At 64.1% G+C, this 23,645-nt stretch carries 25 protein-coding genes and 1 riboswitch; of the genes, 19 read left to right on the top strand and 6 right to left on the bottom strand.

The features are described 5' to 3' along the window. Positions 1-7 precede the first annotated feature (7 nt). Complete coding sequence (locus tag EOD29_RS38015; protein WP_348630415.1) at positions 8-574, top strand: hypothetical protein; 567 nt, start codon at positions 8-10, stop codon at positions 572-574. A gap of 243 nt (positions 575-817) precedes the next feature. Here the strand turns inward: EOD29_RS38015 and bluB are convergent, their stop codons facing one another. Beyond that, a complete protein-coding gene (gene bluB / locus EOD29_RS08350; protein ID WP_127215632.1) occupies positions 818-1,549 on the bottom strand; it encodes a 5,6-dimethylbenzimidazole synthase in 732 nt (243 codons plus the stop codon). A 42-nt stretch (positions 1,550-1,591) separates the two neighbouring features. Continuing rightward, positions 1,592-1,770: riboswitch (cobalamin riboswitch) on the bottom strand. Between the two features lie 114 nt (positions 1,771-1,884). Between bluB and EOD29_RS08345 the strand changes: the two genes are divergently transcribed. The 6 genes from EOD29_RS08345 to EOD29_RS08320 all read left to right on the top strand — a co-directional run bounded on the left by EOD29_RS08345 (position 1,885) and on the right by EOD29_RS08320 (position 6,936). Beyond that, the gene (locus EOD29_RS08345) at positions 1,885-2,811 is read left to right on the top strand and encodes a histone deacetylase family protein (RefSeq protein WP_066998053.1); all 927 of its coding nucleotides are present in this window, start codon (positions 1,885-1,887) and stop codon (positions 2,809-2,811) included. A 3-nt stretch (positions 2,812-2,814) separates the two neighbouring features. Beyond that, on the top strand, positions 2,815-3,066 hold the full coding sequence (locus EOD29_RS08340; protein WP_127246418.1) for an exodeoxyribonuclease VII small subunit: 252 nt from the start codon (positions 2,815-2,817) through the stop codon (positions 3,064-3,066). Between the two features lie 193 nt (positions 3,067-3,259). Next, positions 3,260-3,526, top strand: coding sequence for a DUF2277 domain-containing protein (locus EOD29_RS08335; RefSeq protein ID WP_127246417.1), 267 nt, complete (start codon positions 3,260-3,262; stop codon positions 3,524-3,526). Positions 3,527-3,534: 8 nt separating this feature from the next. Further along, entirely contained in the window at positions 3,535-4,455 is a 921-nt protein-coding gene (locus EOD29_RS08330; protein WP_127246416.1) for a pirin family protein, read from the top strand. Between the two features lie 132 nt (positions 4,456-4,587). Then, positions 4,588-6,501: a 1-deoxy-D-xylulose-5-phosphate synthase gene (dxs, locus tag EOD29_RS08325; RefSeq protein WP_127246415.1), complete on the top strand. Its 1,914-nt coding sequence runs from the start codon at positions 4,588-4,590 to the stop codon at positions 6,499-6,501. A 150-nt stretch (positions 6,502-6,651) separates the two neighbouring features. Further along, positions 6,652-6,936, top strand: a complete 285-nt coding sequence (locus EOD29_RS08320) for a hypothetical protein (protein WP_127246414.1) — start codon at positions 6,652-6,654, stop codon at positions 6,934-6,936. On the opposite strand, the gene EOD29_RS08315 is transcribed toward EOD29_RS08320, so the two are convergent. Further along, positions 6,933-7,334 (bottom strand): GFA family protein, encoded by a 402-nt coding sequence (locus EOD29_RS08315; RefSeq protein ID WP_067327852.1) that lies wholly within the window; start codon positions 7,332-7,334, stop codon positions 6,933-6,935. The genes EOD29_RS08320 and EOD29_RS08315 overlap by 4 nt on opposite strands. A gap of 114 nt (positions 7,335-7,448) precedes the next feature. On the opposite strand from EOD29_RS08315, the gene EOD29_RS08310 reads away from it, so the two are divergent. The 3 genes from EOD29_RS08310 to EOD29_RS08300 all read left to right on the top strand — a co-directional run bounded on the left by EOD29_RS08310 (position 7,449) and on the right by EOD29_RS08300 (position 12,310). After that, a complete protein-coding gene (locus EOD29_RS08310) occupies positions 7,449-8,222 on the top strand; it encodes a TlyA family RNA methyltransferase (protein ID WP_127246413.1) in 774 nt (257 codons plus the stop codon). Next, positions 8,219-9,460, top strand: coding sequence for a class I SAM-dependent RNA methyltransferase (locus EOD29_RS08305; RefSeq protein ID WP_127246412.1), 1,242 nt, complete (start codon positions 8,219-8,221; stop codon positions 9,458-9,460). The genes EOD29_RS08310 and EOD29_RS08305 overlap by 4 nt, the downstream gene beginning before the upstream one ends. 144 nt (positions 9,461-9,604) lie before the next feature. Beyond that, positions 9,605-12,310 (top strand): caspase domain-containing protein, encoded by a 2,706-nt coding sequence (locus EOD29_RS08300; protein ID WP_245475285.1) that lies wholly within the window; start codon positions 9,605-9,607, stop codon positions 12,308-12,310. Positions 12,311-12,444: 134 nt separating this feature from the next. Here EOD29_RS08300 and EOD29_RS08295 read toward each other — a convergent pair whose 3' ends face one another. The 4 genes from EOD29_RS08295 to EOD29_RS08275 all read right to left on the bottom strand — a co-directional run bounded on the left by EOD29_RS08295 (position 12,445) and on the right by EOD29_RS08275 (position 15,730). Beyond that, on the bottom strand, positions 12,445-13,101 hold the full coding sequence (locus EOD29_RS08295; protein WP_164763713.1) for a transglutaminase-like cysteine peptidase: 657 nt from the start codon (positions 13,099-13,101) through the stop codon (positions 12,445-12,447). A 193-nt stretch (positions 13,102-13,294) separates the two neighbouring features. After that, the gene (locus tag EOD29_RS08285; protein WP_127246411.1) at positions 13,295-13,573 is read right to left on the bottom strand and encodes an AbrB/MazE/SpoVT family DNA-binding domain-containing protein; all 279 of its coding nucleotides are present in this window, start codon (positions 13,571-13,573) and stop codon (positions 13,295-13,297) included. Between the two features lie 79 nt (positions 13,574-13,652). Continuing rightward, positions 13,653-15,065: a metalloprotease TldD gene (gene tldD, locus EOD29_RS08280; protein ID WP_127246410.1), complete on the bottom strand. Its 1,413-nt coding sequence runs from the start codon at positions 15,063-15,065 to the stop codon at positions 13,653-13,655. 131 nt (positions 15,066-15,196) lie between these two features. Then, the gene (locus tag EOD29_RS08275; protein WP_066998026.1) at positions 15,197-15,730 is read right to left on the bottom strand and encodes an invasion associated locus B family protein; all 534 of its coding nucleotides are present in this window, start codon (positions 15,728-15,730) and stop codon (positions 15,197-15,199) included. Positions 15,731-16,069: 339 nt separating this feature from the next. On the opposite strand from EOD29_RS08275, the gene coxB reads away from it, so the two are divergent. The 9 genes from coxB (at position 16,070) to ispH (ending at position 23,639) form a co-directional block, all read left to right on the top strand. Further along, positions 16,070-16,942: a cytochrome c oxidase subunit II gene (gene coxB, locus EOD29_RS08270; protein ID WP_245475284.1), complete on the top strand. Its 873-nt coding sequence runs from the start codon at positions 16,070-16,072 to the stop codon at positions 16,940-16,942. Positions 16,943-16,980: 38 nt separating this feature from the next. Continuing rightward, positions 16,981-18,630, top strand: a complete 1,650-nt coding sequence (gene ctaD / locus EOD29_RS08265) for a cytochrome c oxidase subunit I (protein WP_066998019.1) — start codon at positions 16,981-16,983, stop codon at positions 18,628-18,630. A 69-nt stretch (positions 18,631-18,699) separates the two neighbouring features. Next, a complete protein-coding gene (locus tag EOD29_RS08260) occupies positions 18,700-19,644 on the top strand; it encodes a heme o synthase (protein WP_127246408.1) in 945 nt (314 codons plus the stop codon). After that, a complete protein-coding gene (locus tag EOD29_RS08255) occupies positions 19,641-19,823 on the top strand; it encodes a hypothetical protein (protein WP_066998013.1) in 183 nt (60 codons plus the stop codon). The genes EOD29_RS08260 and EOD29_RS08255 overlap by 4 nt, the downstream gene beginning before the upstream one ends. 7 nt (positions 19,824-19,830) lie before the next feature. Continuing rightward, complete coding sequence (locus tag EOD29_RS08250) at positions 19,831-20,457, top strand: cytochrome c oxidase assembly protein (RefSeq protein ID WP_127246407.1); 627 nt, start codon at positions 19,831-19,833, stop codon at positions 20,455-20,457. Between the two features lies 1 nt (position 20,458). Continuing rightward, on the top strand, positions 20,459-21,340 hold the full coding sequence (locus tag EOD29_RS08245) for a cytochrome c oxidase subunit 3 (protein WP_066998007.1): 882 nt from the start codon (positions 20,459-20,461) through the stop codon (positions 21,338-21,340). Between the two features lie 82 nt (positions 21,341-21,422). Further along, positions 21,423-21,809, top strand: a complete 387-nt coding sequence (locus tag EOD29_RS08240) for a DUF983 domain-containing protein (protein WP_127246406.1) — start codon at positions 21,423-21,425, stop codon at positions 21,807-21,809. Then, positions 21,806-22,561, top strand: a complete 756-nt coding sequence (locus EOD29_RS08235; RefSeq protein ID WP_067327858.1) for an SURF1 family protein — start codon at positions 21,806-21,808, stop codon at positions 22,559-22,561. Before EOD29_RS08240 ends, EOD29_RS08235 begins: the two co-directional genes overlap by 4 nt. A 73-nt stretch (positions 22,562-22,634) precedes the next feature. After that, complete coding sequence (gene ispH, locus EOD29_RS08230; protein ID WP_067327859.1) at positions 22,635-23,639, top strand: 4-hydroxy-3-methylbut-2-enyl diphosphate reductase; 1,005 nt, start codon at positions 22,635-22,637, stop codon at positions 23,637-23,639. The last annotated feature ends 6 nt before the right edge of the window (positions 23,640-23,645 follow it).

The raw sequence follows: 23,645 nt of genomic DNA, 5'->3' as shown, positions 1-23,645 counted from the left end.
GAAACTATTGACTCTTGTCAGGGTGCAGGCCTGGGCAGCTTTAAGCGCAAATAGCGGCGCTGCCATCCTGCACCCCTCGACTGCGAAAACGCTATTCGCCAGACAGCAGACGGCTAAGGTCGGGCACAGCCAGAGAAAATTCGTCGGTTCACTCCACAGCGCTTCGCAGCGCGGCGACAAAGGCATCAAGATCGCGCTTAAGCATGTAAATGTGTGGCGAAACCCGCAAACCCTCGACGTGCTCGACCTTGCGGTATTTCACGTGGACCTGGTGTTTCTCGCGAAGGTCGCGCTCGAGTTGCTGCATGTCGATGCTGTCGATCGAAAACAGACTTATCGCAGCGAGGCTGTCCGTGTCGGTCGGCGTATGGAGCCTGAAACCGGGAATGTCCTGGACGAGACCTACCCAATATCGGGTGAGTTCGCGCAGTCGCGCATGCATCCGTTCCGCGCCGATCGCCTTGTGGAATGGGAACACGCCGGGTCTCATCTATCGCCCGACAATAAGCGCCGTAGCCCAGCTCAATCTGCCTATTCACATGAGAAGACAGAATTTAATTGCGAACGCCGGTGAATTCGCCAGACGTTGAAGCCCGAGAACGACATCGCTTGGCACAGGGTTAGCCGTGAGGAAGCGAGTGCGGAGATCCGGCCCAATCACGCCAGGAAGAACCGTCACGTTGTCGAGCGATGCGCGAACAATCCCCGGTTTTCTGAGCGGGCAACGACGGTCAGGCATTTCCAATGCGCCATTGCGCAAACGCGAAGCGCGATGGCGCGTTGCGGTTGGGGCGGGTCTATGGAACGCCGAGCGGTTCTAAGGCTTTAATCGTTCTCCGAGACGAGCGATCGCCGATTTGAGCGGCGCCTCGCCGGCGCCGCAAAAGGTCTCGCTCATCACCAGCTCGGGCAGCGGCAGGCGCTTGCCCCAGCCATGCGCTTCGAGGTCGGGCCTTGGAGCGAATTCCGAGACGCGGCCGACGCAGAGATAGGCGATCGGCGTGACGTGCTCGGGGATCGACAGCAGTCGCTTCAGCGCTTCGGGCTCGATGATGCTCACCCAGCCGACCCCGACGCCTTCCGCCCGCGCCGCGAGCCAGAAATTCTGCACCGCGCAGACGGTGCTGTAGAGGTCCATCTCCGGATTGTGCCAGCGCCCGAGCGGCGAGTTCTTCGAGCGCTGGCGGTCGCAGGTGATGCACAGGTTGAGCGCGCTTTCGCAGATGCCCTCGAGCTTCAGCTTGCGGTAGAGCGCCTGCCGGTCCGCCTCGATCGCCGGCAGTTCCTGTTCGCGCGCGGCCAAAAACAGGTCGCGCACCTGCCGCCGCCTTGTGGCGTCCCGGATGATGATGAAGTTCCAGGGCTGCATGTAGCCGACCGACGGCGCGTGGTGTGCCGCGGTGAGCAGCCGCGCCAAAACGCTGTCGTCGAGATCGTCGGCAAGGAAATGGCTGCGCACGTCGCGCCGGGTGAACATGGCCCGGTAGACGGCGTCGCGCGCCAATTGGTCAAAGTCATCGCCGCCGGCGGCGGCTGTTCGTGCCTGCATCGCTTGTCCCCTTGCGATAAGCAGTCCTCCGCCTGACCATGCGGATGACCATGTCTGCCGGGCCGGTCTTCTGGCTCGGGATCGACCCGCATCCGGCGCCTTCCCGTCTGGGACAGTGGCGTTTGCCGGCGCGGTCCCCCTCACAGCGTTGGGCACGCCACGGATTTCAACCGTGTTCCCGATTCTCCCGCGTTGCGGGCACCAGGCAGCGACGCGACCTTATCGCGAAGCCGAAGCCGGGCCAATGCCGCCAGCGACACGATTGGGCGCGATTTCCCCAATCATTCGGCGCTGAAACATGGCTATCCGTGCGACAGGTGCCTAGATTAGGCGCCATGACCACTCGTCTTTACACTCATCCGGTATTCCTGGAACACCTCACGCCGCCCGGCCACCCCGAGCGGCCCGACCGTTTGCGCGCCATCGAGCGCGTGCTCGACGACGAGGCTTTTTCGGCCCTCGACCGCGTCGAGGCGCCGGAAGGCGACGAGGCGACTATCCTTTACGCGCATCCGGAGGATTTCGTCGGCCGTGTCCGCGCTGCGATTCCCGAGACGGGGATCGTCTCGATCGATGCCGACACCAGCGCCAGCCCGAAAAGCTGGCAGGCCGCGGTGACGGCGATCGGCGCGGCGAACGCCGCCGTCGACGATGTGTTCGAGGGCCGTGCCGCCAATGTCTTCGTTGCCGCGCGTCCGCCCGGCCATCACGCCGAAAAAGCGACCGCGATGGGCTTTTGCCTGTTCAACACCGCGGCGATCGCCGCCCGTTATGCGCAGGAGAAGCATCTGGCCGAGCGCGTCGCCATCGTCGATTGGGATGTGCATCACGGCAACGGCACGCAGGACATTTTCTGGGACGATCCGTCGGTGCTCTATTGCTCGACCCACCAGATGCCGCTTTATCCGGGCACCGGTGCCAAGAGCGAGACCGGCGCCGGCAACATCGTCAACGCGCCGCTTGCGCCGAGCACCGGCAGCGACACGTTCCGCGACGCCTTCCTGTCGCGCGTGCTGCCGTCGATCGACGCCTTCCAGCCGGATCTGATCATCATTTCCGCCGGTTTCGATGCGCACCATCGCGATCCGCTGGCCGCGATCAACCTGACCGAGGATGATTTCGACTGGGCGACCGGCCAGCTGATGGAGCGCGCCGGGCGCCACAGCGGCAACCGGCTCGTCAGCCTGCTGGAGGGCGGTTACGATCTGCAAGGATTGGCATTTTCGGTCGCCGCCCATGTCGGGCGGCTGATGAAGGGATGAATGATGGCTGATGAAGCTAACCAAGACGTCAAGGCGATGAGCTTCGAACAGGCGCTCGACGCGCTGGAGAAGATCGTCGATGATCTGGAGCGCGGCGATGTTCCGCTCGACCAGTCGATCAAGATCTACGAGCGCGGCGAGGCGCTGAAGGCCCATTGCGACCGCCTGCTCAAGACCGCCGAGGACAAGGTCGAGAAGATCAGGCTTTCGCGCGACGGCAAGCCGGTTGGAACGGAGCCGCTCGACGCCGAGTGAGGTGTATTGATATTCAGGTGAGGCCGGCCTTTAAACGGCGGCTTCCTGCGCTTCCGGTGCTCAGGTGCTTCAAGTACGCTCCGCTCCGGTTCTCGGAACCTGCCATTTTAGGCTCGGACTGACCTGAATCTCAACACACCTCGGTGCACAATCTCAGACCGGTTCGGGCAGAAAGCAGGTAAGGAGTTCAAGCATGTGCCGAAACATCAAGACCCTGTTCAACTTCGATCCGCCGGCGACCGACGACGAGGTCCATGACGCGGCGCTGCAGTTCGTTCGCAAGCTGAGCGGCGCGACCAAGCCGTCCAAGCGAAACGAGCATGCCTTCAACCACGCCGTCGAGGCGATCGCCGCCGCCGCGCGCGAGCTGCTTGACAGCCTCGAAACCGCCCAGCATCCGCGCAACCGCGAGGAAGAGGCCGCCAAGGCGAAGGCCCGATCCGCGCTCCGCTTCGCCTGACGCCGGTCATGAGCTTCTTTCCGGGCAACGATCCCGAGGCCGGCGACGCCTTCGCCTGCGACCAGATCGAGTTTATGGTCATTCCCAACGCCAAGGACATTGGCGGCTTCGAGGTTCGCCGCGCCTTGCCGACGGCGAAGCGCAGGCTGGTCGGTCCGTTCATCTTCTTCGACCGCATGGGTCCGGCCATCCTGCGCGCCGGCCATGCGATCGACGTGCGCCCGCATCCGCATATCGGGCTTTCCACCGTCACTTATCTGTTCGACGGCAAGATCAGGCATCGCGACTCGCTCGGCACCGAAATGGTGATCGCGCCGGGCGACGTGAATTTGATGACCGCCGGCCGCGGCATCGTTCATTCCGAGCGCACGCCCGAGGAATTGCGCGGCGCGCCGATGTCGATTTCCGGCCTGCAGACCTGGCTGGCGCTGCCGGACAGCAAGGAAGAAATCGCCCCGGTGTTCGCGAACACGTCGGTCGTCCAACTGCCCGAAATCGATGCCGAGGGCGTTAGCGGCCGCGTCGTCATCGGCGAATTTTCCGGGCTGCGCTCGCCCGTCGCGACCGCCTCGGAAACGCTCTATGCCGATCTGCGGCTGGCGGCGGCCGCCAGCGTCAAAATCCCCGGCGACGCCGAGGAACGCGCCATCTACACGCTGGAGGGCGAGGTTTCGATTGCCGGCGACCGTTTCCCGGCCGATCGGCTTTTGGTGTTCAAACCGGGCGAGGAAATCGTCGTGTCGTCCGAGCGCGGCGCGCATTTCATGCTGTTCGGCGGAGCGTCTCTGGGCTCCAAACGTTATATCTGGTGGAATTTCGTTTCGTCCTCGAAAGAACGCATCGAGCAGGCCAAGGAAGAATGGAAGACGGGCCGCTTCGATATCGTTCCTGGCGATGAGGAAGAATTCATTCCGCTGCCGGAAGGTTAGCGCAGGATGGACGTCCTGCGCCAGGCGCGTCACTGACACGCATTTACATTGGCGCGCCGTCAGCCTATCTCGCGCATAGCAAAGCGCATATTTGAAGGTTAACCCAAGGTTAAGTTGACAGGCCGTCCCAGAGTGAACCCGAAGCCTGACACGCCGCTCCTCGACAAAGTCCGCATCCCGGCGGATCTGCGGGCGCTTGATGAAAGCGAGCTGCCGCAGCTGGCGACCGAACTGCGCGCGGAGCTGATCGATGCGGTGTCGCACACCGGCGGCCATCTTGGCGCCGGTCTCGGCGTCGTCGAGCTTACGGTTGCGCTGCACTATGTCTTCAACACGCCGGAAGACCGGCTGATCTGGGACGTTGGCCACCAGGCCTACCCGCACAAGATTCTGACCGGCCGCCGCGACCGCATCCGCACGCTTCGCCAGGAAGGCGGTCTCTCCGGCTTCACCCGGCGCGCAGAGAGCGAATACGACCCCTTCGGCGCAGCGCATTCCTCGACTTCGATTTCGGCCGGCCTCGGCATGGCGATGGGCCGCGACCTTGCGGGCGGCCGCAACAATGTCATCGCTGTCATCGGCGACGGCGCCATGTCCGCCGGGATGGCCTACGAGGCGATGAACAACGCCGGCGCGCTCAATGCCCGCCTGATCGTCATCCTCAACGACAACGACATGTCGATCGCCCCGCCGACCGGCGCGATGAGCGCCTATCTGGCGAGGCTTGCCTCCGGCAAGACCTATCTCGGCCTGCGCGATTTCGGCAAGAAGCTGACCTCCTATCTCGGCAAGCGCGCCGACAGCGCCATCACCCGCGCGGTCGAGCATGCGCGCGGTTACGTCACCGGCGGCACGCTGTTCGAGGAGATGGGATTCTTCCACATCGGCCCGATCGATGGACACAATTTGGAGCACCTGATCCCGGTGCTGAAGAACGTCCGCGACAATGGCGACGGTCCCATTCTGATCCATGTCGTCACCCAGAAGGGCAAGGGCTACGCGCCGGCGGAGGCCGCCGCCGACAAGTATCACGGCGTCAACAAGTTCGACGTCATCACCGGCGCGCAAGCGAAAGCGCCGGCCAACGCGCCGAGCTACACCAAGGTCTTCGCCGAGAGCCTGATCCAGGAGGCGCGCGAGGACGAACGAATCGTGGCGATCACCGCCGCGATGCCGAGTGGCACCGGCCTCGACCTCTTCGGCGAGGTGTTCCCGGCCCGAACCTTCGATGTCGGCATTGCCGAGCAGCACGCGGTGACCTTCGCGGCCGGCCTCGCCACCGAAGGCTACAAGCCCTTCGCCGCCATCTATTCGACCTTCCTGCAGCGCGCCTACGATCAGGTGGTGCACGACGTGGCAATCCAGAAACTGCCGGTGCGCTTCCCGATCGACCGCGCCGGCTTCGTCGGCGCCGACGGCGCCACGCACTGCGGCGCCTTCGACACGACCTTCCTCGCCTCGCTGCCTGGCTTCGTCGTCATGGCCGCCGCCGATGAGGCGGAGCTTCGCCATATGGTGCGCACGGCAGCCGACTACGACGGCGGCCCGATCGCCTTCCGCTATCCGCGGGGCAACGGCGTTGGCGTCGACATGCCGGAGCGCGGCTCAGTGCTCGAGATCGGCAAAGGCCGCATTCTCAAGGAAGGCACCAAGGTGGCGCTGCTCTCGTTCGGCACGCGGCTGCAGGATTGCCTGCTGGCCGCCGAGGAACTCGGCGCCGCGGGCCTTTCGACCACCGTTGCCGACGCTCGCTTCGCCAAGCCGCTGGACGAGGATCTCATCCGCCGCCTCGCGCGCTCGCATGAGGTTCTCGTGACGGTCGAGGAGGGCGCGGTCGGCGGCTTCGCCAGCCAGGTGCTGCATTTCCTTGCCCATGAAGGCCTGTTGGAAAACGGTCTCAAGGTGCGCCCGCTGGTCTTGCCGGACGAGTTCACCGATCACGCCAAGCCTGAGAAGATGTATGCCGACGCGGGCCTCGACACGACCGGCATCGTGCGGACGGTTTTCGCCGCACTCGCCCATGGAATGCAGGCGCAGCGCGCCTGAATCGAAACCTCAGCTCTCCGATTGAGTTTGCTGGCTGCGGCTGCAACTGTTTGTTTACGTTTTCATTTGGCCGTTCGGTTACCTTGTCTTTTGGCCGATTTTCAACGGGCGCCCTGCTAAAACCCTGGTCCTAGGCAGGGGATAAGAACAATGAATTCGTTCCTTTGCGGCATGGCCCTGCTGAGTGCCATGGTCGCGCCGGTGGCAGCCGAAACGCGTTACGACCGCAACCTCGAAAAGGCGGTGATGGACATCGTTGCCGGCAAGATGGGCAACATCCGCGGCGGCTTCTCCTACAAGCAGGCTCCCCAACTGGTGGTGCCGCAGGAAGCCGCGCCGACGGCGCCGGCTCCTGCTGAGCCGCGCGAGCAGGCCTCCCACAATGACGGCCTGATGCCGGCGGTCGAGCGCCCGGTCTCGCGGACTATTTTCTAAAACCACATATCGCGCACGCAGCGGCCGTCTCGCGGCAGGTCGTCGAACGTTTCGAGGCCGTCGAAATGCTCGATCGGCAGGTCGGCGACCGCCTCCGGCGGGGCCAGCCTGACATTGACGGCGATGCGAGTGCGGCCGCTCGAGCCGGGGCGCAACCCGCGCCAGGCGAGCACGCAGGCGCATTTCGGACAGAACAGGATTTCCAGCGCGGGCTCGGCCACCTCGACCCGCCTGTAGGAGCTCGTCCGACCTGCGATGCGGATGCGCTCGTCGACATAGTCATAGGCCCAGAGCGTGCCGTAGCGGCGGCAAAGGGTGCAGTTGCAGGCGGTGATCGATCCCGGATCGCCTTCCAGCGTCCAGTGCGCGGCGCCGCAATGGCAGGTTCCCTTCAGCATGGCTCCTCCTCGCCCGGGTGAGCGGACTATAGGCACCGGCATTCTGCCGTGCCCCGCGCCATATTCAACAGGGCTGCCATTGCCTTCGCCGCCGGCTTTCGCCAATGAAGGCCGATGAGTTCCTCTTTGCCCGCCAGCGCGCGTCCGCGTCTCGACGAACTGCTCGTCGCACGTGGCCTGTTCGCCAGCCGTTCCCGCGCCCGCGACGCGATCGAACGCGGCACCGTCACTGTCGACGGCGCAGTCGCCCGCAAGCCGGGCCAGCCCGTCGCGCCACACTGTGTCGTTGCCGTCGACGATCCGGCGCAGGCCTATGTGTCGCGCGCGGCGCTGAAGCTGATTGCCGGCCTAGACCATTTCGGCCTCGATCCCTCTGGGCATGAGGCGCTCGATATCGGCGCCTCGACCGGCGGCTTCACCCAGGTGCTGTTCGAGCGTGGCGCTACCCATGTCACGGCGATCGATGTCGGTCACGGCCAAATGCATCCGGAAATTGCCGCCGATCGGCGGGTCACGGTCATTGAAGGGCTGAATGCGCGGGACCTGACCGCCGCCGATCTTGGCGACCGCGTTCCGGATTTCCTGGTCTGTGATGTCAGCTTCATCTCGCTGAAGCTGGCGCTGCCGCCGGCGCTGGCCTTGGCGGGCGAGGGCGCCAGGGCGCTGCTTCTCGTCAAGCCGCAATTCGAGGCGGGTCGCGAGGCGATCGGCAAGGGCGGACTGCTCAAGGACCCGAGCGAGGCCGAGCGCATCGCCGCCGGTTTGCGCGACTGGCTTGCCGGCATGCCGGGCTGGCGCGTGCTCGGGCTGCATCCATCGCCGATCGAGGGCGGCGACGGCAACCGCGAGTTCCTGCTCGCCGCGATCAAGGACGCGGCATCGCCATGAGCGCGCGCTTCACCATCACAAGGCTCGGTTCGCAGGGCGACGGCATCGCCGGTGCCGATGGCGGCGAGGTCTTCATCCCGTTCACGCTGCCTGGCGAGACGGTCACCGCCGCGCGCCAGAAGGACCGCGCGACGCTGATGTCGGTTGTTGAGGCTTCACCGCGTAGGGTTGATCCGCCCTGCCGCCACTTCACCGAATGCGGCGGCTGCGCGTTGCAGCATTTCGAGGCCGACGGCTACCAGCAGTGGAAACGCGAACGGGTGGTGCAGGCGCTCAAGATCAAGGGCATCGCTGGTCAGATCGACGCGCTGGTGCCTTGCGCGCCGCACACGCGCCGCCGCGTCGTCTTCAGCGCTCGGCGCACCGAGGCCGGCATGCTGCTCGGTTTCGTGCGCGCGCTCTCCTCCGAGATCATTCCTATCGAGGAATGCCCGATCTCGCTGCGGGCAATCGTTGATGCGCTCGATCCTTTGCGAAGACTGGCAGGACTGGTCTGCGCGACGCCGAAAGCCTTCCACATGACCGTCACCGCCACGGCGTCCGGCCTCGATGTCGCCGTCCATGACGCGGGCAAGCTCGGCGAAAACCAGCGCCGCATCGCTTCCAATTTTGTGATGGCCGCGGGCTTGGCGAGGCTTTCGATCGACGGCGAGGTGATCGTCGAGCCGAAGAAGCCGGTGGTGCAGTTCGGCTCGGTCGCCGTCGTCCTGCCGCCCGGCGCCTTCTTGCAGGCGACGGAGGCCGCCGAGCAGACGATGGCCGGTCTCGTCTGCCAGCACCTGTCGCGTGCCAAGAAGGTCGCCGACCTGTTCGCCGGCTGCGGCAGTTTCGCGCTCAGGCTGGCGGCGAAGTCGGAAGCGCATGCCGTGGAGGGAGACGCGCCGGCGCTGGCCGCGCTCGACCGTGCCTTCCGCTTCGCCAGCGGCTTGAAGCGGGTGACCAGCGAGCGTCGGGACCTCTTCCGCAGGCCGCTGACCTTCAAGGAGTTGAACGGCTTCGACGGCCTGGTCTTCGATCCACCGCGCTCGGGCGCGGAGGATCAGTCCAAGCAGATCGCCCGCTCAGACGTGCCGCTGGTCGCGGCCGTCTCCTGCAATCCGACGACGCTGGCGCGGGATCTGCGCATCCTCATCGACGGCGGCTATCAACTGAAGAGCGTGACGCCGATCGACCAGTTCCTGTGGTCGCCGCATGTCGAGGCCGTCGCGCTGCTGGAGAAGCCGAAGCGGCGCCGGTAGTCCGCGAGAGCCGGTTCGCAAGAAACTGAAGCCTCTCTTTTCCGACGAATTTGCGCCCTAAAGCCGCCTTCTTGCAGGTCTTAGTTTTGCACTGTAGGGAAACATTCCTGCTCTTTCGGCGTTACTGAAATAAGCGGATGGCGGATGGCGGATAACGGACAGCGCATTGCCATGCAGACGCTTCTAAAATTCCTCAGCCTCATCGTTCTCATCGCTTTTGGCGCCGCGTCTGCGACCGGTGCGCTCGCGCAAGAGCAAAAACGTCTCGCCTTCGTCATTGGCAACGGCGCCTATCAGTCCGGCGAGCTCGCGACTGCCGCCAATGACGCCGGCCTGATCGCGCAGACCCTGCAGGCGGCAGGGTTCGACGTCGTCGGCGCGCGCGATGTCGATCAGGACTCGCTGCGCGGCGCGCTGCGCGATTTTCTCGGCAAGGTTTCCGCCGCCGGTCCCGATGCGGTCGTCTTCGTCTATCTTGCCGGCCACGGCGTGCAGTTCGAGGGGGAGAACTACTTTCTTCCAGTCGATGCCCAGATCGCCAGTCCCGCCGACGTGCCGCTTCAGGCGATGCGGCTCTCCGATGTCACCCGGTCGTTGGCCGGATTGCCGACGAAGGTAAACATCGTCGTGCTCGACGCGGCGCGGCCCAATGCCTTGCCGAAGATGAGCCAGCCCCTGGCCGGTGGTCTCGCGCTTGTCGATCCCGACCCGAACATGCTGATTGCGTTCAACGCGGCTCCGGGAACGGTCGCGCCGGAAGGCAAGGGCCCTTACGGCGCCTATGCCCAGGCGCTCGCCGAAATGATACGCGAGGGCGGGTTGTCGCTTGACGAGGTGTTCGACCGCACGCGGCTGCGCGTCAACGAGATGACGCAAGGCGCGGAAGTGCCGTGGCATGCCTCGAAGATCACCGCGCCTTTTGTCTTCTTCGACCGTGCCGCGGACGCGCCCGCGCCAAAGGTTTCGGAGGCCGAATCCCGGTCCAACCGGACCAGGGCGATCCGCGATTTCAACGCTCGTGACGCTTATGTCGCGGCTCTCGACCGCGATACGATGCGCGGCTACGAGGATTTCCTAGTCGCCTATCCACATGATCCGATGGCTGAGCGCGTGCGCGCCATTGTCGCTGCGCGGCGCGAGGCGATCACCTGGCGCGAGACCTGGCTGCAGGACACGCCGGAGGCCTATTGGTCGTATCTGCAGCGCTATCCGCGTGGCCCGCATGCCTGGGACGCGCGACGGCGGCTCGAACATTTCGACGCTGCCCTGGAGCCGCCGGAGGAGTTCACCGTCTATGAGTATGATTTGCCGCCGCCGCCGGAGGAGGAAGTCATCTATATCGACCGTCCGGTGCTCTATTTCGACGATCCCGATTTCGATTTCGAACCGCCGCCGCCGGTCACGGTGATCTTCCTGCCGCCGCCGCCGCCGGATTTCATCGTGCTTCCGCCACCTCCGCCGCCGGTCGACGTCTTCATCCTGCCGACGCCGGTCTTCGTGCCGATCCCCGTATTCATCAACCCGCCGCGCCACGTCGTGCCGCCGCCGAACGCCAGCATCTTCAAAAACATCCACAACACGACCGTCATCAACACCATCAACACCACGATCAAAAACGAGACCGTCAATCGGGCCGCGCAGCCGAGCGCCGGTGTTCAGCTTGACCGCCGCACAGCCCGGAAGACGACGGAAGGCGCCCTTGGTGGCCGCGCCGATGCGCTGGCGGCCAAGGTTCCCCTGCCGCCGCTTCTGCAGAAGAGGGCGGCCAAGTTCCGTCAGGCCACATCCAATCAGCAGCAACAGGGCGCCCTGCCGCCGAAGCCTGGTCAGCGTGTTATCCAGCGCCAGCAGCCTGACACCTCGCCGGAGACCTCGTCCAGAACCGGCAAGCTCTCAACCGATCACGCTTTGCCTGGAGCCGATGGCAAGAGGCTGCCGCTGGTCAACGGCAAGCCGGCGCCCGACGGCCAGAACTTGCGCGGCAACAAATTGAAGAGGCAACCCGGCAGGCAAGGCGTCTCGGGCGGCAACCAAGAGGCGATCGGAAATGCCGGTCCTGACCGGACCGGGAAGCAGGACACAGATCGGAAGAGGGGTAAAAAGCTCCGCAACCTGCCCGCCGTCAACGGCATGCCGGCCGACAACGGGCAGAGCGCGCGGGAGAAGTTCAGGCAGAACAGTCCCAAGGCTTTATCCGAACGGAGCGGTGGCAAGCCGAGGAAGCTGACGCGCAAGGATTTGTCCGCAGGCCAATCCGTGGTCGAAACGAACGATCAAGGTTCGGCCGCCGCGAGCGACAAGGGCAGGAAGGTCCGCAAGCTGCCTACCGTCAACCGGATGCCGGCCGAGAACCGGCCGAGCGTGGGCGAGCGGCTCAGAAAGAACAATCCCGACGTGTTCTCCGGTGACAACCAGGGCTCGGCCAAGAGCAAGAAGTTCCGCAGACTGCCGAGCGTTAGTGCTGGGCCAACCGACAATGGACCGGCCGTGCAGAAGCGGCTCAGGAGGAACAATCCGACCGTGTTCTCCGACGAGAATCAGGGCTCGGCCAGCGGGAACGACAGGCGCAGGACGTTGCGCCGGCTGCAGAACGAAGAAGGTTCCGCCGGCCGGGATGTCACCGTCCAGCGCAACTTCAAAGTCAACAGGCCGAACGACAATGCGCAGCGCCAGTTCAGGCAGGAAAGGCCTAACGAGCAAGTGCTGCGGCGGCAGAGATCGGAGCCTCGCCCGGAATTGCGTTCGCAGCCGAGGCCGCAGATGCAAGAGCGGAGTGTCCCCCGGGAGAAGCCGCAGCGCAAGAAGAAGCTCTCTTGCGGACAGCAGGGCGAGCCGGCCTGCAACCAGTAGGCCGGCGCGTACCTCTGCGAGCCGATTTTTCGGCCATGAACGTGGAAGGCAGAGGCGCCGGTCCGCGCGTATCAATCGTCAGAAACGGAATGCCTCGGCTGTCGAGGCCGCTCGGTTGAGCCTGGCGGCATCCGTCAGGTTTTCGGCGTGCCGCCGCGCTGATTGATCGATACCCAAATATTCGGGTTCTGCTGCGACTGGCGCTTCAGGAAATAATAGCCGGTCGCGTTCCAGGGCCGGACTTCGTCAACCAGATTGTCGAGCACGAGATCGCCCTTGTCGGTCTTCACAGTCAGGATGGTGTGGCCTTCGTTGTTCAGGTCGCGCACGACCGTCATCAGCAGCGCCTGGCGGGGAAATCCCGCTTCCATGAGAAGCTTGCGCTTGTAGAGCGCGTAGATCTTGCAGTCGCCCTTGCCGTCCACCGGATAGTCCCAGTGGTCCATCATCGTGCCCCAGTGATCATAGTTGCTAACGGGCTTGATGGCGCGGTTCGCCTTCTGGTTTATGCGCTCGAGGGTTCGCATGTTCTGCGCGGTCAGCTTGACGTTCGCCGGCCGCAGGGCAGGCACTTTGCACTCTTTCGGCCGGCGGTGGCAGAAATCGATCCAGCCATAAGGGACGCTGGTACGTCCTCCCACTGTGGCGGAGCGCAGGTCGACCGGACTCGATGGCCGCTTGAACAATGTCGACTGCGCCGCCGCCGTGTCGACGCAAAGCGACGTCACACCGATCAATGAGCAAAGGCCAAGGATGAACGAAGAGGTCAGAACGCCAGGGGAACGCAGCACTGCCAACACCACCGCAACGAGAAGACTGCTGATAGTTAAGTCGGAAGCGTCGGCCAAAGCAATTGAACAATTAATAATCTGCTAACACCATTGTGTTCGCGCTCCGGCGGGTAGCTAGGTATGAGCTTTCCGGCCGGATCGAGGTGACCGTTCTGGATGGTCGTTCGTCAGGTATCTGACGACAAGGTTGGTATCAATTGCGAGCATGGCGGCGCCGCCGCGCTTCGGCAAAGACACTCGCGTTCATCTCTTCAAGCGTCTTCTGCTTGCCGCGGTGCGGCAGCAGGCCAACCACGTCTTCCGGTTGCGTCGGGGTGAAGGCCGGCACTTGCTTCAGAAGAACACCGTCTGGTGTTTCTTCGACCTGCAGACGTGTGCCGGCACCCCAGTCCCTCCGTTTCCGGATCGCGCTGGGGAGGATCACTTGTCCCTTGGTCGAGACGGTGGTTATGAGTTTTTCGGCACCAGCTATCGCAAGCTTACCCCATGTAAGACACAGGTAACATACTCAAGCGGCGGAGTGCTATTCAAATCTGCCGGATTGAGCGTGCTCAAACCCTAGTGCCGCCCACCGTCATCTGGTTCATCCTCAGATGCGGCTGGCCGACCCCGACCGGCACGCCCTGTCCGGCCTTGCCGCACATGCCGATGCCGTTGTCGAGTTTCATGTCGTTGCCGACCATGGTGACGCGGTGCATGGCGTCGGGCCCGTTGCCGATCAGCATTGCGCCCTTGATCGGCTGCGTCACCTTGCCGTCCTCGATCATGTAGGCCTCGGTGCAGCCAAACACGAACTTGCCTGAGGTGATGTCGACCTGGCCGCCGCCGAAGGAGACGGCATAGATGCCGTTCTTGACCGAGGCGATGATCTCTTCCGGCGCGGTATCGCCCGAGGTCATGTAGGTGTTGGTCATGCGCGGCATCGGCTGGTGGGCATAGCCTTCGCGCCGGCCGTTGCCGGTCGCCTTCATGCCCATCAGCCGCGCATTCTGGCGGTCCTGCATGTAGCCGACCAGCTTGCCGTCCTCGATCAGCACATTGCGCGCCGAAGGCGTGCCTTCGTCGTCCACGGTAAGCGAGCCGCGCCGCTCGGCGATCGTGCCGTCGTCGACGACGGTGACGCCCTTTGCCGCTACTTGGCTGCCCATCAGGCCGGCGAAGGCGGATGTTTTCTTGCGGTTGAAGTCGCCCTCGAGGCCATGGCCGACAGCCTCGTGCAGCATCACGCCCGGCCAGCCGCTGGAAAGCACGATGTCGAATGTGCCTGCCGGCGCCGGGACGGCTTCGAGATTGACCAGCGCCTGTCGCAGCGCCTCGCGCGCGGAGTGCTTCCAACTCTCCTCGGTGAGGAACTCGCCAAAGCTCTTGCGGCCGCCCATTCCGTAGGAGCCGCTCTCCTGGCGGTCGCCATCGCCGACCACCACCGAGACGTTCATCCTGACCAGCGGGCGGATATCGCGCACCACCTGGCCGTCGCCGCGCACGATCTCGACATGCTGCCACGAGGCGGCGAGCGAAGCCGTCACCTGGCGCACGCGCGGATCGGCGGCGCGCAGCCAGGCGTCGATCTCCTGCAACAGCTTCGCCTTGGCCTCGAAACTGGGCGAGGGGATGGGATTCTCGTCGCCGTAAAGATGGCGATTGGTGCGCGCGGGCGCTGCGGCAAGCGTTCCGGAATAGCCGCCCTTCACCGCGGAGACGGCATCGGCGGCGCGCAGCAGCGAGGCTTCCGACAGGTCGCTCGAATGGGCATAGCCGCTCGCCTCGCCGGCGACGGCGCGCAGCCCGAAACCCCGGTCGGTGTTGAAATTCGCCGTCTTCAGCCGGCCGTTGTCGAACATCAGCGCTTCGTTCTCGCTGTATTCGAGGAACAACTCGCCGTCGTCGGCGCCCTTGATGGTATCGGCGACGATCTCTTTGACGCGGTCGTCGGAAATGTCGAATTGGCCGATCAGGCTGTTCATGGCAGGGCTGTCCGCTGGCGGTTTCGCATTCCCCCGATGTAGGGGCGAAGTGAGGTCAAGACAATCGCCGGCCTTCACACGCGATCGTCATCGCCCCGAGCCGACTGGCGGCCGCGTTGCCGCCGCTGGACTTAGGGCAGAGCCGAGAAGCCTTCGGCGAATCCCTTCAGATCGACCGGAATGCCGATGCCTTCCTCCGGCGTCTGGAACACGATGAAGGTGGCCGACGTGCCGTTCTTCAGCGTGTCGAGCAGTGGCTTCTCGAGGATCACTTCCGCGTAGCAGCCGTCCTGGAAGCAGCGCACGAAATAGGCGCGGCCGATGTCCTTGCCGTCGACATTGAGGCCGAGCCCGTTGGGCAGGAGCACGCCGAGCGGTGCCAGCACCCGCAGGATCTCCGCCTTGTTGTCGGCGGTGCGCAGCACCACGACGGAAAGCCCCATCTCCGGACGGTCCTCGGCGACGACGTTCTGCATCATCACGCATTGCTCGGAGGTTGCGCCGGCCGGCGTGTCGCAGATGATCGACCACGCGCCATGCGTCGACTTGACCGTGCCGCTGGGCGGCGCCGCGGTCTGCGGCGGCGCGGCGTTCGCCACGCTGGCGCTAAGCGAGGCGGCAAGGAAGATAACCTTCGCCAGGGGTCTCGAAAGCCAGGAAGTCATAACGGCTCCATTGCGAATCACGGCACTTTAAGCTGCGCCAAGGCCAAGTAAAGGACGAGACCGTCGCCAGCCCGCCCAGATACCGGCAATTACGCGCTTTTCCAGAGCAAATTCGCCCGAATTGCGACCACCCGGCGCGGGGGCGGCGATGGTCGGGGATGCCCTTCGGGCTGCGCGCAAAAATGCCGCACGGTTTCGCCCGCTCCTTCCTTGCGGAGGGAAATAGAGTATGGTTTGAACCACCTTAGGGACAGACCGGGATTCCCCATCCCGGCGTCGTTCGTTATTGGTGCGATCCGATTGCAGGAAGTGGGAGACGAGAGGGCGATGAGAAAATTCATGGCAAGCGCCAGACTTCTGGCAGGTGCTGCGGCCGCGGGCACGCTCTTCTCCAGCGCATCCGCCTATGCGGATCAGCCGCGGCCATGGGAAACCGCCTTCCAGGCGCCTGCGACCGACATGATGCGGCAGATCGAATGGTTCGGAAACTACACCTTCGTATTCATCGTGGTCATCACCCTGCTGGTGCTGGTCCTGCTCGCCTATGTCATCCTGCGGTTCCGCGCGAGCGCCAACCCGGTTCCTTCCCGGACCAGCCACAACACGCTGATCGAGGTGATCTGGACCGTCGGCCCGGTCATCGTGCTGCTGCTCATCGCCATCCCCTCGTTCCAACTGCTCACCGCGCAGTATACCCCGCCGGAAGAAGCCAAGCTGACCGTCAAGGCGACCGGCAACCAGTGGAATTGGGACTACGAATACCAGGTCGACAAGAGCTTCTCCTTCAACTCGGCGATCCTTCAGGACGGTGACCGCGCCAAGGCCGGCAAGGAAGACCGCAACCTCTATCCGCGCCTGCTCGCCGTCGACAATGAGCTGGTGGTGCCGGTCAACACCATGACTCGCGTGCTGATCACCGCCACCGACGTCATCCATTCCTTCGCGGTGCCGTCCTTCGGCATCAAGATGGACGCCGTGCCCGGCCGCACCAACGAGACCTGGTTCAAGGCGGAGAAGGAAGGCCTCTATTACGGCCAGTGCTCGCAGCTCTGCGGCAAGGATCACGCCTTTATGCCGATCGCGGTTCGCGTCGTCTCCGACGCGCAGTTCAAGACCTGGCTGGAGACGGCCAAGACCGACGTGCCCGCCGCCAACAAGGCGCTGATGGCCGAGATCGATGGTACCAACAAGGTAGCGGCCGCCGGCAACTGACGCCGCGGGTTAGCAAGAATTAGGGAACGGAGCGGAATATGGCAGAGGCTGCAGCTCACGACCACCACGACCACAGGCCGCATGGCTGGGTCCGCTGGGTCTACTCGACCAACCACAAGGACATCGGCACGCTCTACCTGATCTTCGCGATCATGGCCGGGATTATCGGCGGCGCGCTTTCGGTCGCCATCCGCATGGAGCTGCAGGAGCCGGGCATCCAGATCTTCAGCGGTCTGGCGCAGATGGTCTACGGCATGCAGGGTGATGCCGCCATCGACGGCGGCAAGAGCATGTACAATGCCTTCGGCGCCGCGCACGGCCTGATCATGATCTTCTTCATGGTGATGCCGGCGCTCATCGGCGGCTTCGCCAACTGGATGGTGCCGATCATGATCGGCGCGCCGGACATGGCCTTCCCGCGCATGAACAACATCTCCTTCTGGCTGCTGCCGCCGGCCTTCCTCCTGCTGCTCGGCTCGATGTTCGTACCGAGCGCGCCCGGCGCCTTCGGCGTCGGCGGCGGCTGGACGATCTATCCGCCGCTCTCGACATCCGGCCAGCCAGGCCCCGCGATGGACCTTGCGATTCTGTCGCTCCACATCGCTGGCGCCTCGTCGATTCTCGGTGCGATCAATTTCATCACTACCATCTTCAACATGCGCGCGCCTGGCATGACCATGCACAAGATGCCGCTGTTCGCCTGGGCGGTGCTGATCACGGCCTTCCTGCTGCTCTTGTCGCTGCCGGTTCTGGCGGGCGCCATCACCATGCTGCTCACCGATCGCAACTTCGGCACCGCCTTCTTCGTGCCGGACCAGGGCGGCGACCCGCTGCTCTTTCAGCACCTGTTCTGGTTCTTTGGCCATCCCGAGGTGTACATCCTGATCCTGCCGGGCTTCGGCATCGTTAGCCACATCGTCTCGACCTTCTCGAAGAAGCCGGTCTTCGGCTATCTCGGCATGGCCTACGCCATGGTCGCGATCGGCGCCGTCGGCTTCATCGTCTGGGCGCACCACATGTACACGACCGGCCTGTCGCTCGACACGCAGCGCTATTTCGTGTTCGCCACCATGGTCATCGCGGTTCCGACGGGCGTGAAGATCTTCTCCTGGATCGCCACGATGTGGGGCGGCTCGATCTCCTTCAAGCCGCCGATGCTGTGGGCGCTGGGCTTCATCTTCCTGTTCACGATCGGTGGCGTCACCGGCGTTCAGCTGGCAAATGCCGGCCTCGACCGCTCGCTGCACGACACCTATTTCGTGATCGCCCATTTCCACTACGTGCTGTCGCTGGGCGCCGTGTTCGCCATCTTCGCCGGCTGGTACTACTGGTTCCCGAAGATGACCGGCTACATGTACTCGCCGGTGATCGCCAACACCCACTTCTGGGTCACCTTCGTCGGCGTCAACCTGATCTTCTTCCCGCAGCACTTCCTCGGCCTTGCCGGGATGCCGCGCCGCACTGTCGACTATCCGGATGCGTTTGCCGGCTGGAACATGATCTCGTCCTACGGCTCCTACATCGCCGCCGTCGGCGTTGCGATCTTCCTCTATGGCGTGTTCGAGGCCTTCCAGAAGAAGCGCGTCGCGGGCGCCAATCCGTGGGGCGAGGGTGCCACCACGCTCGAATGGCAGCTGCCGTCGCCGCCGCCGTTCCACCAGTGGGAACAGCTGCCGAAGATCAAGTAAGGCCGCAGATACAGGACCGCCTGCTCGCCCGGCGGTCTTGGCCAACGGAATGATGGACTTTAAGTACGCATGGCCCTTGCCGACCACAAATTGATGGAGGAAGTTGGCTTTCGCATGTCGGAAGCCACCGCGGGCGATTTCTTCGCCCTCCTCAAGCCGCGCGTGATGTCGCTGGTCGTCTTCACGGCCTTTGTCGGCATGGTCGCGGCGCCGGTCGCCATCAATCCGCTGTTGGCGGTGATCGCGATCCTGGCGATTGCCATCGGCGCCGGCGCCTCGGGCGCGCTCAACATGTGGTACGACGCCGATATCGACGCGGTGATGACCAGGACAGCGAACCGTCCGGTGCCGGCCGGGCGCGTCACGCCGGGTGAGGCGCTGAGCTTCGGCCTCGTGCTCTCCGCGCTGTCGGTGATGACGCTGGGCGTGCTCATCAACTGGCTGTCGGCGGCGCTTCTTGCCTTCACCATCTTCTTCTACGCCGTCATCTACACGATGTGGCTAAAGCGCTGGACGCCGCAGAACATCGTCATCGGCGGCGCCGCCGGCGCCATCCCGCCGGTGATCGGCTGGGCGGCGGTGACCGGATCGGTCAGCCTCGAAAGCCTGATTCTTTTCCTGATCATCTTCCTTTGGACTCCGCCGCATTTCTGGGCGCTGGCGCTGTTCAAGTCGGACGACTACGCCCGCGCCGGCATTCCGATGATGCCGAACGTCGCCGGACACGCCTCGACCCGCCGCCAGATCTTTGCCTACGCGCTGATCCTGGCGCCGGTCGGCGTCTTGCCATGGCTGCTCGGCTACACCACCGCCGCCTATGGAGCGGTTTCCGTTCTGCTCGGCCTGGGCTTCGTCTGGTATGCCTGGAAGGTGCTGGGCATGAGCGATGCCGACCGCGCGATGAAGCCGGCCAAGGCGCTGTTCGGCTTTTCGCTGCTCTATCTCTTCGCAATCTTTGCCGCCTATCTCGTCGACAGCGTGGTCGGGCGTGCCCTCGTCATGGGGGGAGCATGATCGTGGCCGACAAGAACCTCGAACTGGTCACCTTGACCGAACGCCAGCGGAAGGCGCGGCGCAGCCGCTCCGTTGCCATCGGCGTCGCGCTGGCCGCGCTCGTCATCATCTTCTACATCGCCACCATCGTGCGCTTCGGCCACCATGCCTCCGGCCTGATACCGACGAATTTGATGTGAGGCGGCGATGAGCGGCGAGACCGGACCCATCGGGAAGAACAGCAACCGCATCGTCGTGGCGGTCTGCCTTGCCTTCTTCACCGGCATGGTCGGCATGGCCTATGCGGCGGTCCCGCTCTACAAGATGTTCTGCCAGGTCACCGGCTATGGCGGCACGACGCAGCGCGTCGAGAAGCAATATGCCGGTCGCGTGCTCGACCGCGACATCACCATCCGCTTCGACGCCAACACCAACGGCATTCCGTGGCAGTTCGAGCCCGTCGCGCGCTCGGTGACGATCAAGATCGGCGAGACCACGCAGGCGCATTACAGCGCCACCAACAAGTTCGATCGCCCCATCACCGGGCGCGCCTCCTTCAACGTGCAGCCGGAAATGGCCGGCGCCTATTTCAACAAGGTGGAGTGCTTCTGCTTCACCGACACGACGCTCAAGCCCGGTGAGACGCTGGACATGCCGGTCGTGTTCTATGTCGATCCAGACATCGTCAACGTGCCGGAACTGAAGGACTTGAAGACCATCACCCTGTCCTACACCATGTTCCCGGTCGAAAAGAAGCAGCCAGTCGCGTCGTCCGCGCCGGCCGCTGGCAGCAGCAACAAAGTTCCAGATTCCGAAGCAAGCCTCGGGGGTTGATATGGCAGACGCGCACGCAAAACCGAACCACGACTACCATCTCGTCAATCCCAGCCCTTGGCCTTTCCTGGGCTCGATCGGCGCATTGGTCACGGCCGTCGGCGGCGTTTGCCTGATGCAGTATCTGAAGGCCGGCAGCTTCCCAATATTCGGCCACAACATCGCCAATCCGTGGCTGTTTTTCATCGGCCTGATCATCGTGCTCTACACGATGTTCGCCTGGTGGTCGGACACCATCAAGGAAGCGCATGAGGGCCACCACACGCGCGTCGTTTCGCTGCACCTGCGCTACGGCATGATCATGTTCATCGCCTCCGAGGTGATGTTCTTCGTCGCCTGGTTCTGGGCCTTCTTCGACGCCAGCCTATTCCCGGGCGAGGCCGCGCAATATGCCCGCACCACTTTCACGGGCGGCGTTTGGCCGCCAAAAGGTCTGGAGGTTCTCGATCCCTTCCACCTGCCGCTCTACAACACCATCATCCTGCTTCTGTCGGGCACGACGGTGACCTGGGCGCACCACTCGCTGCTGCACGGCGACCGCAAGGGCCTGATCAACGGCCTGATCCTAACCGTCGGCCTCGGCATGCTGTTCACCATGGTGCAGGCCTACGAGTACATGCACGCTCCGTTCGGCTTCAAGGACTCGATCTACGGCGCCACCTTCTTCATGGCGACTGGCTTCCACGGCTTCCACGTCATCATCGGCACCATCTTCCTGCTCGTCTGCCTGATCCGGGCGATGCGGGGCGATTTCACCCCGAAGCAGCATTTCGGCTTCGAGGCGGCCGCCTGGTACTGGCATTTCGTCGACGTGGTCTGGCTGTTCCTGTTCACCGCGATCTATGTCTGGGCCTCGAGCGGCGCGGTAATCGAAGCCCACTGAGACCCTTTGGATTGAGTTCACGAGGCGGCTGCGGCGACGTGGCCGCCTTATCTTTTTGACCGAACGGGTCTACGGTGCTGACATGAGCGAAGACAAGGCGATCTGGCCACCCGTCGACCCGATCTCGGCCGGGCTGCGCGGCCATTGCCCGCGCTGCGGCGAGGGCAAGCTGTTCTCCGGCTTCCTCACCGTCGGCAAGCGCTGCTATAATTGCGGCCTCAACTATTCCTTTGCCGATGCCGGCGACGGTCCGGCGGTCTTCGTCATCCTCATCATCGGCTTCATCGTCGTCGGCCTGGCGCTGTGGATGGAAGTGACGCTGAGCCCGCCGCTCTGGCTGCATTTCATTTTGTGGATACCGCTGGCGCTGGTGCTGAGCCTGGCGGCGCTGCGCCTGATCAAGGGCGTGCTGATCACCCTGCAATATTCCAAGAAGGCCGCGGAAGGCAGGCTGGACAGCGGCCAATGAGCGATGCGACCTCCTCGACTGCCGGCGCTTCGCGGCCGCGCTCGGCACTGCTGCTTGGGCTCGGCCTTGTCCTGTTCGCCATTCTCCTCGGCCTCGGCACATGGCAGGTCCAGCGCTTGCACTGGAAGGAAGGGCTGATCGATACCATCGACAAGCGCACCCATGCGGCACCGTTGCCACTGACCGATGTCGAGAAAGAATTCGCCGCCACACACGATGTCGACTACACGCCGGTTACGGTGACCGGCACTTTCCTGCACCAGGGCGAACGACATTTCTTCGCCACTTGGGAAGGCGACACGGGCTTCAATGTCTACACGCCCCTGCGGCTCGACGACGGCCGCTTCGTACTCGTCAACCGCGGCTTCGTGCCTTACGATCTCAAGGATCCGGCCAAGCGGAAGCAGGGCGAGGTCGCCGGCACGGTGACGGTGACCGGGCTTGCCCGCAATCCGCTGCCCGAAAAACCCTCGATGATGCTGCCCGACAACGACGTCGCCAAGAACATCTTCTACTGGAAGGACCGCGACGTCATGGCCTCGAGCGCCGGTCTGCCAGCGGGAGCCGTGCTGGTGCCCTTCTTCATCGATGCCGACAAGACTCCTAACCCCGGCGGTCTGCCGGTCGGCGGCGTCACCATCATCGATCTGCCGAACAACCACCTGCAATATGCCGTCACCTGGTATGGCCTTGCCGCCGCCCTTGCCGCGGTGCTGATCCTCAGGCTTCGCCGCCCGGCGAAGGAGGAGTGAGCGCCGCTCTTGACAGGGCAGGGGTGCACGCCTCATTTCGCCTTCAGCTTTCCGACTGAACCGGCCCGTTTTGATGATTGAAAAAAAGCCACCGCTGACGATCAGGCTTTGCCAGCCGCGCGGCTTCTGCGCCGGCGTCGACCGCGCCATTCAGATCGTCGTGCTGGCGCTGAAGAAATACGGCGCGCCGGTCTATGTCCGCCATGAGATCGTGCACAACCGCTACGTCGTCGAGGGGCTGCAGAGCCTGGGCGCGGTGTTCATCGAGGAATTGTCCGAGATCCCACCCGAGCATCGTCAGTCGCCGGTCGTCTTTTCCGCGCATGGGGTGCCAAAATCGGTGCCGGCCGACGCCGAGGCGCGCAACCTGTTCTACCTCGATGCCACCTGTCCGCTGGTGTCGAAGGTGCACAAGCAGGCGATGCGGCACCAGCGGCTCGGCCGCCATGTGCTCCTGATCGGCCATGCCGGCCATCCGGAAGTGATCGGCACGATGGGCCAGTTGCCGGAAGGAGCCGTGACCCTTATCGAGACCGAGGCGGATGCGGCAAGCTTCGTGCCGGCAGACCCGGCGGCGCTTGGCTTTGTCACCCAGACGACGCTGTCGGTCGAGGACACCGCCGGCATCATCCGGGCGCTGCAAGAGCGTTTCCCCGAGCTTCACGCCCCGGCCGCCGAATCCATCTGCTACGCCACCACCAACCGCCAGGAGGCGGTGAAGGAGACGGCCGCCGGTGCCGACCTTTTCCTCGTCGTCGGCGCGCCGAACTCGTCCAACTCGCGGCGTCTTGTCGAAGTGGCGGAGCGCGCGGGCGCCGCGATGTCGCTTCTCGTGCAGCGGGCCTCCGAAATTCCGTGGGATGAGATCGGCAGGATTTCGACGCTCGGCCTGTCGGCCGGCGCCTCGGCGCCGGAAATCATCGTCGACGAGATCATCGACGCGTTCCGGCAACGCTTCGACGTCACCATCGATCTGGCCATCACGGCCACGGAAACGGAGGATTTTCCGGTGATGCGGGTGTTGCGCGATGTCGAACTGACGGCGGCTGACATGGCCTTCGTCAACGGAGCCGCGTAAACCCAG

Origin of the sequence: Mesorhizobium sp. M1A.T.Ca.IN.004.03.1.1 (assembly GCF_003997555.1) — a bacterium.
Taxonomy (GTDB): Bacteria; Pseudomonadota; Alphaproteobacteria; order Rhizobiales; family Rhizobiaceae; genus Mesorhizobium.
The sequence above is the reverse complement of the archived record's forward strand: the minus strand, read 5'-3'. Positions and strand labels throughout refer to the sequence as shown.